The sequence below is a fragment of the Rhizobium sp. P2_G9 genome (assembly GCF_056403475.1).
Genome location: NZ_JBFUFK010000096.1, coordinates 1 through 8,637 on the forward strand (window position 1 = coordinate 1; position 8,637 = coordinate 8,637).

The 8,637-nt window shown below is 58.5% G+C and carries 12 protein-coding genes and 2 pseudogenes; 13 read left to right on the plus strand and 1 reads right to left on the minus strand.

Annotated elements, in window-relative coordinates; all coding sequences use genetic code 11:
- The 13 genes and pseudogenes from AC1DYF_RS39445 to AC1DYF_RS39505 all read left to right on the plus strand — a co-directional run.
- Nucleotides 1-136 (plus strand): annotated as a pseudogene (locus AC1DYF_RS39445) (IS5/IS1182 family transposase); the annotation flags it as partial.
- 212 nt (nucleotides 137-348) lie between these two features.
- Nucleotides 349-939 carry a hypothetical protein gene (locus AC1DYF_RS39450; protein ID WP_477884287.1) on the plus strand — a complete coding sequence of 197 codons (591 nt, stop codon included), beginning with the start codon at nucleotides 349-351 and terminating at the stop codon, nucleotides 937-939.
- A gap of 22 nt (nucleotides 940-961) precedes the next feature.
- On the plus strand, nucleotides 962-1,540 hold the full coding sequence (locus AC1DYF_RS39455; RefSeq protein ID WP_477884289.1) for a hypothetical protein: 579 nt from the start codon (nucleotides 962-964) through the stop codon (nucleotides 1,538-1,540).
- 99 nt (nucleotides 1,541-1,639) lie between these two features.
- Nucleotides 1,640-2,230 carry a hypothetical protein gene (locus tag AC1DYF_RS39460; RefSeq protein ID WP_477884291.1) on the plus strand — a complete coding sequence of 197 codons (591 nt, stop codon included), beginning with the start codon at nucleotides 1,640-1,642 and terminating at the stop codon, nucleotides 2,228-2,230.
- Nucleotides 2,231-2,256: 26 nt separating this feature from the next.
- On the plus strand, nucleotides 2,257-2,718 hold the full coding sequence (locus AC1DYF_RS39465) for a DsrE family protein (RefSeq protein ID WP_477884293.1): 462 nt from the start codon (nucleotides 2,257-2,259) through the stop codon (nucleotides 2,716-2,718).
- Between the two features lie 330 nt (nucleotides 2,719-3,048).
- Entirely contained in the window at nucleotides 3,049-3,213 is a 165-nt protein-coding gene (locus tag AC1DYF_RS39470) for a DUF3563 family protein (protein WP_477884295.1), read from the plus strand.
- Between the two features lie 143 nt (nucleotides 3,214-3,356).
- Complete coding sequence (acpS, locus tag AC1DYF_RS39475) at nucleotides 3,357-3,758, plus strand: holo-ACP synthase (protein WP_477884297.1); 402 nt, start codon at nucleotides 3,357-3,359, stop codon at nucleotides 3,756-3,758.
- Nucleotides 3,759-3,919: 161 nt separating this feature from the next.
- Nucleotides 3,920-4,699, plus strand: a complete 780-nt coding sequence (gene lepB / locus AC1DYF_RS39480) for a signal peptidase I (RefSeq protein ID WP_477884299.1) — start codon at nucleotides 3,920-3,922, stop codon at nucleotides 4,697-4,699.
- The gene (rnc, locus tag AC1DYF_RS39485; RefSeq protein ID WP_477884301.1) at nucleotides 4,696-5,427 is read left to right on the plus strand and encodes a ribonuclease III; all 732 of its coding nucleotides are present in this window, start codon (nucleotides 4,696-4,698) and stop codon (nucleotides 5,425-5,427) included. The genes lepB and rnc overlap by 4 nt, the downstream gene beginning before the upstream one ends.
- Complete coding sequence (gene era / locus AC1DYF_RS39490; RefSeq protein WP_477884303.1) at nucleotides 5,427-6,350, plus strand: GTPase Era; 924 nt, start codon at nucleotides 5,427-5,429, stop codon at nucleotides 6,348-6,350. The genes rnc and era overlap by 1 nt, the downstream gene beginning before the upstream one ends.
- A 91-nt stretch (nucleotides 6,351-6,441) precedes the next feature.
- Entirely contained in the window at nucleotides 6,442-6,720 is a 279-nt protein-coding gene (locus AC1DYF_RS39495; RefSeq protein WP_477884305.1) for a hypothetical protein, read from the plus strand.
- Nucleotides 6,710-6,997 carry a type II toxin-antitoxin system RelE/ParE family toxin gene (locus AC1DYF_RS39500; protein ID WP_477884307.1) on the plus strand — a complete coding sequence of 96 codons (288 nt, stop codon included), beginning with the start codon at nucleotides 6,710-6,712 and terminating at the stop codon, nucleotides 6,995-6,997. Before AC1DYF_RS39495 ends, AC1DYF_RS39500 begins: the two co-directional genes overlap by 11 nt.
- A 96-nt stretch (nucleotides 6,998-7,093) precedes the next feature.
- The gene (locus tag AC1DYF_RS39505; protein WP_477884309.1) at nucleotides 7,094-8,095 is read left to right on the plus strand and encodes a glutathione S-transferase family protein; all 1,002 of its coding nucleotides are present in this window, start codon (nucleotides 7,094-7,096) and stop codon (nucleotides 8,093-8,095) included.
- Between the two features lie 29 nt (nucleotides 8,096-8,124).
- On the opposite strand, the pseudogene AC1DYF_RS39510 reads toward AC1DYF_RS39505, so the two are convergent.
- Nucleotides 8,125-8,478 (minus strand): annotated as a pseudogene (locus AC1DYF_RS39510) (AraC family transcriptional regulator); the annotation flags it as partial.
- Nucleotides 8,479-8,637 lie beyond the last annotated feature (159 nt).

Here is an 8,637-nt window from a genome sequence, read left to right on the forward strand (position 1 = left end):
AAGAAATCTCGTCGAACGCTTCTTCAATAAGCTCAAACAATATCGAGCTATGGCAACACGTTACGACAAGAACCCAGCCAATTTCCTTGCCGCCGCCAAAATCATTGCTACCCGCATCTGGATCAACGCGTTATGAGTCTACGGCCTAGCATGTCGCCTGAAAGTGGGAACCGGTTTCAGGATAACGACATGCGCAAAACAAAGGTTTGGAGCGCGGTTCTGATTCCATCAGAACGCAGAGCGCTCTAAGGGTTATTCGACATCCAGCTGTGGTGCAGCGCCGAATACTCTTCCTCCTCTATCCGTCATGGCATAAACTCCGCCAATCCTTCTGCTCGGGAGACTGCCATGCGCCTCGCTCTGTCCGCCGCCGCATTCGTCCTTGCGCTTCCCGCTTTTGCCCGTGCCGATCCGGCCTCCGATCTCGTCAAGATCTTCGGCCGTGACCCCGGCGCCGGCGCGGCGCATGCCTGCTTTATCCGCCGCTATACCAAGCCGCATCTCGCCTCGCATCCACAGCAGAACGTCACCGACATGCTGCTTTATGTCAGCAAGCAGGAGGGCCCGGATCCGTATTACGGCCTCACTCTACAGGTGCATTTCCGCCAGATGAAAAAGCCGTTCGAGGTCGCGGGAAGCTGCAGCCAGGGCACCGACGGCAAGCATGCGCTGGGCTGCGGCATCGATTGCGACGGCGGTCATCTCGACGTGCGGGTAAAAAGCGAGACCTCGGTGCTCATCGACATTCCCGACAGTGTCCGCATCTACGATCCTTCGGCCGATGAGAACGCCTCCGATGACGACCTGCCCAACGGCGCCCGTTTCGGCGAGGATGACAAGCTGTTCCGGCTGGACCGCACGGCGCTCAGGGATTGCGCAATGGTGGTTTCCGACGAGGACCTGAAGGTCAAGATCACCAAAGGCGCCGTCACGCAGTGACCGCCAGGCGAGGATTTCTTCGATGCGTTTTTCGATCTTGCCGATATTCGTCGCGACTGCCCTGATCCCGGCAGTCGCCAGCGCCGGCCAATCCTCGCAGATCAAGACGCTCTTCGGTCACGATCCCGGCGACAAGGCGGCCTCCGCCTGTTTCTCGCGGCACTATGCAAAGACACATCTCGCCAGCCATCCGGACCAGAATGTCACCGATATGCGCGTCTTCGTCAGCAAGGCCGAAGGCGATGCGAATGAAGGCTACACGGTCGACATGCAGGTGGATTTCCGCGAGCAGAAGCAGCCGCTGGTGCTCACCAATTATTGCGAGCCGGGCGAGGGCAAGCAGGCGATCACCTGCCCATTCGATTGCGAAGGCGGCCGCATCGATATGCGCGTCAGGAACCAGTCCTCGATCCTGGTCGAGATTCCGATCGGCGCCCGTATCTATGATCCGCCGGGCGAGGATGGCGTGCCCGCGCGCGGCAAGTTCGGCGACGACGACAAGCTTTTCCGCCTCGACCGCGCCGCATTGGCCGACTGCCTGCCGGCGATCAAGGATGGTGCCTTGCGGGCCAGGATCGCCAAGGGAGCGGTCACTGAATAGCCACGTCCGCAGGGGCATCGAAGAAGCGGGCAGGGTCATCCGTTATTCGTTCAAGTGGGCGCGAGCACCGTAGCTAACGACTTGAAAGGAGATCGACCTATGCTTTCCCGGATCGGATTTTTCGCAAGCCTGCCGCTGCTTGTCTTTGCGGGCACCGCCTCCGCGGGCAATGCCAGGCTTGACGCCCTGTTCAACAATCAGGCCACCGGCCCGGTGTCGAATCTTTGCTATGTCAGGCACTATGACAAGGCGCATCTCACCGCCCATCCGAAGCAGAACGTCACCGACATGCTTATCTATTTCGCCAAGAAGAATGGTGACGAAAAAGGCAGCTATTATTATTCATTCGATGCCCAGGTGAGTTTCCGCGACAGCAAGAAGTCTTTCGCCTTCGGTGGCGATTGCAACCGAAATGCTGACAAACCGGGTATGTCGGTGAGCTGCGGCATCGATTGTGACGGCGGTGGCGTCGATGCCGATGCCAGGGACGACACGTCGATCAAACTCGATATCGGCGAAAACGGCGTCCGGCTGGGCGATCCCGAAGACGACAAACCGCTTGGCACCAAGGGTTTCGATACAGACGACCGGACCTTTGTGCTGCAGGAGAGCGAGCTCAAGAATTGCCTGTCGGTCATCTATGACGACGACGTCAATGCCGCGGTCAAAAAGGGAACCGTGACGCAGTGATCTGAGCCCCAAAGGAGAAAAACGCCATGCTGTTTTCCCGCCGCACCATCTTCTCGCGCCTGTTGCCCGGCTTGGCCGGCGGCGCAGCTGCCTCCGTCCTGCCCGTTTCCGCCAGCGCCAATGTGCCGGCGGACGGTGTGCAGAAGGTCGTCTATCATCTGTCGGAGCCGACACGGGTCAATTTCGTGCTCGGCAATATCAAGAATCACATTGCCGGCAAAGGCGGCCCGGACAAAGTCAGGATCGTGCTTGTCGTCCATGGCACGGCGCTCGATGCCTTCGTTGCCTCAAAGGCCAATCCGGATATCCGTGGGCAGATCGCCAAGCGCAATAAGGATGGCGTTGCCTTCGTCGCTTGCGGCAATACGATGAAAGCCCAGAAGCTGGTCGCAGCCGACCTGCTTGCCGGTTTCGACGTGGCCGAGGAAGGCGGCGTGGTGCGGATCGCCGATCTGCAGCAGCAGGGCTATCTGTATATCCGGCCGTGACCGGGGGCTTAGAGCATGTCGCCTGAAAGTGGATGCCGGTTTCAGGATAACGACATGCTCAAAAACAAAAACTTAGAGCGCGGTTCTGATTCTATCAGAACGCAAAGCGCTCTAGGGAATATCACCAGCAATATCGCAGCTGAGATTGCCCTCCTGCGAGGCAAATTGCCTCACTCTTGACAGACCCATGTCAAAAATGTGGGCGTCATTAACTAGCTATGCGTGAGTGGCAGGGCAGCATCCAGCAATGGCTACCTTGTGCGATGCAGCAATCGCGCTATCTTATACACAGAAGAAGGGAGGAACTGAAAGAAACGAAAGGAAGAAACCATGTTTGGTTATGTCTCTAAAATCGCCTCGAAGCTGCGCGGCCCGTCTACTGAAGATCGCGAGCTTGCTTACCTGAATGCCTCGACCGACCGGGTCGACCTCGAATATCGTCAGCGCCAGATCGACCGCGGCCTGTTCCGCAATCGTCCGCAGAACGTGTTCTAAGCCGGGCAAGCTCTATATATGATAGGGAGCAGGTCTCCAGGAATGTGGGCTGGCGCCGTTGCGCCGGCCTTTATTTTTACTTGGCAGCCACTTCCGTTCCGGTCTACAGCGTCCCATCTATCGAAAATCGAACAGGTGGACGCATGATCATCGGCATTGGCAGCGATCTCATCGACATAAGGCGGGTCGAAAAGACGCTGGAGCGCTTTGGCCAGCGTTTCGCCAACCGCTGCTTCACCGAGATCGAACAGCGCAAATCGGACGGCCGCAAGAATCGCGCAGCCTCCTACGCCAAGCGCTTCGCCGCCAAGGAAGCCTGCTCCAAGGCGCTCGGCACCGGCCTTTCCATGGGCGTCGCCTGGAAGGAAATGGGTGTGGTCAATCTTCCCAGCGGCAAGCCGACCATGGCGCTCACTGGCGGCGCCGAAAAACGCCTGATGTCGCTGATCCCGGAAGGGCATAAACCCGCCATCCACGTCACCATCACCGACGATTTTCCGCTGGCTCAGGCCTTTGTGATCATTGAGGCATTGCCTGCGACCTGATGCGGGTTGCCGATGAATACGGAAAAAGCTAGAGAGTTTCAAAGTCAGTGCATATCCCTAAAAACGTGAACCGGTTTTGGCGGAAATGCGTAAAGTCCAAGACCTAGGGCGTCCGTCATTCCGAGAAATCGTGACGCGCTTTAGTACGCCAAGAGGAACGAATGAGCGTGACCGAAAACAAGCCAGCTGAGAAGAATGCTCTCTGGGAAACAATTGTCGTGCTGTTTCAGGCATTTCTGCTCGCCGCGGTCATTCGGACCGTCCTCCTGCAGCCCTTCACCATTCCCTCCGGCTCGATGATGCCGACGCTTCTGATCGGCGACTATCTGCTGGTCAACAAATTCTCCTACGGTTATTCGCGTTATTCGCTGCCGCTCTACAATCCAGACTGGTTCAAGGGCCGCCTGTTCGGCAGTCAGCCGAAGCGCGGCGATGTCGTCGTCTTCCGTTTTCCGCCGAATCCATCTGTTGATTATATCAAGCGCGTGATCGGTCTTCCCGGTGACCGTATCCAGGTGAAGAAGGATGTTCTCTATATCAACGACAAGCCGGTGCCGCGCGTCCCAGACGGAACATTCACATCGGATGACAGCGACACGGGTGGCGTGGGCGTACAGTTCACACATGATTATGACAAGGAACCTGTCTTTCGCGAGACGCTCGACAATGGCGTCACTTACCCGACGCTTGATCTCGACCCGAATAGCCAGGGTGATAACACCCAAGTCTTCACTGTGCCGCCGAAGCATTATTTCATGATGGGCGACAATCGCGACAACTCATCTGACAGCCGTTTCGATGTGGGCTACGTGCCGGAAGAAAACCTCGTCGGTCACGCCAGCTTCATCATCTTCTCGCTCTCTCACCAAACCTCCTTCCTGGAGATCTGGAAATGGCCGGCCAACCTTCGTTATGACCGCTTTTTCAAGGGCATAGAATGAGCCGCAGTTCGGCCCTCGCCGCGCAGGAACGGGAGAGCCTTGAGGCGCTGGTCGGATATGTCTTCCAGGACAAGGATCGCCTGGACCGGGCGATCACCCATTCCAGCGCCCGCGTTGCCAAGGGCGGCAATTACGAGCGGCTGGAATTTCTGGGCGACCGCGTGCTCGGCCTCTGCATTGCCGAGCTTCTGTTCACCACTTATCGCAACGCTGGCGAGGGTGAACTCTCGGTACGTCTGAACCAGCTGGTTTCCGCCGACACCTGCGCCGCTGTCGCCGACGAGATGGAACTGCACCGCTATATCCGCACCGGTGCCGATTTGAAAAAGATCACCGGTCAGCGTATGAAGAATGTCCGCGCCGACGTGGTCGAAAGTCTGATCGCAGCGATCTACATCGACGGTGGACTGGAAGCCGCGCGTGGCTTTGTGCTGCGCCAATGGACGGAACGGGCGACAAGCCCCGAGCCGATGCGACGTGACGCCAAGACCGAATTGCAGGAATGGTCGCATCAGCGTTTTGGTTTTGCGCCGACCTACCGCGTCGAGGACAGAAGTGGACCGGACCATGCGCCGCAATTCACCGTGGTGGTCGAGATTGCCGGCCTGGCATCGGAAACCGGCGTCGACCGCTCCAAGCGCGCCGCCGAACAGGTCGCCGCCCGCCGCATGTTGGAGCGCGAGGGCATATGGATGCCCGAAACGGCCGAGAGCCGATTGGAAATTTGATGACTGAAATTGAAACCGCGGTGGAAACCGCCCCCACGCGTTCCGGCTTCGTCGCCCTGATCGGCGCCACCAATGCCGGCAAATCCACGCTGGTCAATCGCCTTGTCGGCGCCAAGGTCTCGATCGTCTCCCACAAGGTGCAGACAACGCGCGCGATCATCCGCGGCATTGCCATCGAGGACCGGACGCAGATCGTCTTCATGGACACGCCCGGCATCTTCAAGCCGCGCCGTCGCCTCGACCGCGCCATGGTCACCACCGCCTGGGGTGGCGCCAAAGACGCTGATATTATCATGCTGCTGATCGACAGCGAGCGCGGGCTGAAGGGTGACGCCGAGACCATTCTGGACGGTCTTTCGGAGGTCAAGCAGCCGAAGATTCTGGTGCTCAACAAGATCGACCAGGTCAAGCGTGAAGACCTGCTGGCGCTGGCGCAGGCCGCCAATGAAAAGGTCAATTTCGAAGCCACGTTCATGATCTCGGCGCTCAACGGCTCAGGCTGCGACGACGTGTTGAAATATCTGTCGCAGACGCTGCCTGAAGGCCCCTGGTACTATCCGGAAGACCAGATCTCCGACCTGCCGATGCGCCAGCTCGCCGCCGAAATCACCCGCGAAAAGCTGTTCCTGCGCCTGCACCAGGAGCTGCCTTACGCCTCGCATGTCGAGACGGAGAAGTGGGAAGAGCGCAAGGACGGCTCGGTTCGCATCGAGCAGGTGATCTATGTCGAGCGCGAGAGCCAGAAAAAGATCGCGCTCGGCAAGGGCGGTGAAGCGATCAAGTCGATCTCGACCGCCGCCCGCAAGGAAATCTCCGAAATCCTCGAACAACCGGTGCATCTTTTCCTGTTCGTGAAAGTACGCGAGAACTGGGGCGACGATCCCGAGCGTTTCCGCGAGATGGGGCTGGATTTCACGTCCTGACGCAGGACATTATAGGCTGGCCTCCGATCGCGCCGGAAATTGCTTGTGACGCAATGAGGATTTGCTATCCTGAAACAAAAGGAGAACCAGCATGTCCCGTCCGGATGGTTTTGAGGAAAACCCGCAAACCCCGCTCCAGGCAGATGATGACGAAGAGAACGTCATCGACGAAAACATCTGGGGTCCGCAGAAGAAGCTGACGCCCGAGGAGCAGGCGGACTATGACGCGTGGTTTCGCCGAAAGGTGGAGGCCGCATTGGAATATTCCCGCAGGCCCGACGCGGTGTTTTATTCTCATGAGGAGGTGATGGCCCGCGCCGACGCCCTACTGAGGCGGCTCGATCGCGAGGCGGGCATCAGTGAAGATTGAATGGACGGAACTGGCAGAGTTACAATTTCTGAAACTGCTCTCCCGTATTCATGAGGATAACCCTCGAGCCGCTTGGGGGATGCACCAGCGTACCCTGCAGCGGGTGCGGAAGCTTGGGTTATTTCCTCATTCCGGCCGCATCGGACGCGTGGTCGGTAGCAGGGAATTGGTCGTTACCCGCACGCCGTTCATCTTGATCTATACCGTCAAGGAGCGATCGGTTTCGATCGACTTCGTCCTCCACACCTCCCAGCAATGGCCACCCGAAGACGAATAACCCTTCTTTCCCTTGACGGTCCGTCAACCCATTGACGCATTGAACATTTCCGTGCTCCGGCGCATTTTCGCAGCAAGTCAATGTGAGGAATATTCTATGCCGCAGCTTGTCGACGGGCAATGGATCAAGGACGATGTCGCCGCGAGCGAGATGAAGAATGGCGCCTTCCACCGCGAGGAAACGAAGTTCCGCAACTGGATCACGCCTGATGGCAGCCCCGGTCCGGATGGCCAGCCGGGTTTCTCGGCGGAGGCGGGCCGCTACCAGCTCTTCGTTGCCTATATCTGCCCCTGGGCATCACGGACGCTCGCGATGCGCAACCTGAAAGGCCTGCAGAATGTGATTTCCGTTTCGATCGCCGAGCCCACGCTCGGTGACAACGGCTGGCAATATATCCCGGCGCAGGATGCCGGGGGCAAGGCACCCGAAATCTCCTTCCAGCACCAGCTCTATACGACGAGCGAGCCACGCTATACCGGCAAGGTCTCTGTGCCCGTTCTCTGGGATCGTCAAACCGGCAGGATCGTCAACAACGAATCCGCCGATATCATCCGCATCATGAACTCCGCTTTCAATCATCTGACCGGCAACCGGCTGGATTTTTATCCGGAGTCGCTCAGAGGCGAAATCGACACCTGGAACCGGCTGATCTACGACACCGTCAACAACGGCGTCTACAAGACCGGCTTCGCCAAATCGCAAACCGTCTACGAGCGCAATGTCACATCCCTGTTTGAGACGCTGGACAAGCTCGATGATCATCTCGATAGCCACCGCTACATCGCCGGCGAATATCTGACCGAAGCCGATATCCGCCTGTTCGTGACGCTGATCCGCTTCGACGCTGCCTATAACGGCGTCTTCAAGTGTAATCTCCGGAAATTGGAGGACTATCCGAACCTCTCGGCCTATGCCCGCGAGCTCTACCAATGGCCCGGCATCGCCGAGACGGTAAGGATCGATCACATCAAGCGCGGCTACTATTCCATCGCCCATCTCAACCCGACCCGCATCGTGCCGAAGGGGCCGGCGCTCGATTTCGACCGGCCGCATGATCGCGGCCGGCTTCCCGGCAAGGGCGTGTTTCAGCATGCCTGATGCCGGGCGATGAGGTTGCCGTTCTTCCGTCAGGCAAGCGGCAGATAGAGATCTGTGATCACGTCAGCTTCCGCCACGTCCGGGAAGAAGCGAACGCGCTCGCAGAAGAACGGAAAATCCCGCAGCTCCCTGCCGCTCGCCGGCAGCCATTCCCGATAGAGGAAGGAGGCACCCTGCGGCATTTCGCCGGCGATGCCCGAAACCCTGAGCCTCGCATAGCTGCCGCCCGGAATGGTGCTCAGATGAATGCGCGGATTGCTGTTGCCGAAATCGCTTTCGACGCCGGCGCAGATGTCCATGCGGAACTCATCCGGCGGCACCGTTTCGGGGTCGTTGTAGAACAGGTTGAAGGTGGCGCTGGTCTTCGGCAGGAGCCGCTCCTGCTTTCTCCAGGTGAACCGCCCCGGCTTTGCCGGAGACCGTTTGGTTTAAGTTATGCGGCCACGGCTGGTTCGTCCAGCATGGCGTAGTATCGTTCTTCGGCTTCAGCTGGTGGAATATTGCCGATGGGCTCCAGAAGTCGTCGATTGTTGAACCAATCC

Coding starts and splice junctions, on each gene's coding strand:
- AC1DYF_RS39450 (WP_477884287.1), top strand. CDS start 349: ATGCGCCTCGCTCTGTCCGCCGCCGCATTCGTCCTTGCGCTTCCCGCT.
- AC1DYF_RS39455 (WP_477884289.1), top strand. CDS start 962: ATGCGTTTTTCGATCTTGCCGATATTCGTCGCGACTGCCCTGATCCCG.
- AC1DYF_RS39460 (WP_477884291.1), top strand. CDS start 1,640: ATGCTTTCCCGGATCGGATTTTTCGCAAGCCTGCCGCTGCTTGTCTTT.
- AC1DYF_RS39465 (WP_477884293.1), top strand. CDS start 2,257: ATGCTGTTTTCCCGCCGCACCATCTTCTCGCGCCTGTTGCCCGGCTTG.
- AC1DYF_RS39470 (WP_477884295.1), top strand. CDS start 3,049: ATGTTTGGTTATGTCTCTAAAATCGCCTCGAAGCTGCGCGGCCCGTCT.
- acpS (WP_477884297.1), top strand. CDS start 3,357: ATGATCATCGGCATTGGCAGCGATCTCATCGACATAAGGCGGGTCGAA.
- lepB (WP_477884299.1), top strand. CDS start 3,920: ATGAGCGTGACCGAAAACAAGCCAGCTGAGAAGAATGCTCTCTGGGAA.
- rnc (WP_477884301.1), top strand. CDS start 4,696: ATGAGCCGCAGTTCGGCCCTCGCCGCGCAGGAACGGGAGAGCCTTGAG.
- era (WP_477884303.1), top strand. CDS start 5,427: ATGACTGAAATTGAAACCGCGGTGGAAACCGCCCCCACGCGTTCCGGC.
- AC1DYF_RS39495 (WP_477884305.1), top strand. CDS start 6,442: ATGTCCCGTCCGGATGGTTTTGAGGAAAACCCGCAAACCCCGCTCCAG.
- AC1DYF_RS39505 (WP_477884309.1), top strand. CDS start 7,094: ATGCCGCAGCTTGTCGACGGGCAATGGATCAAGGACGATGTCGCCGCG.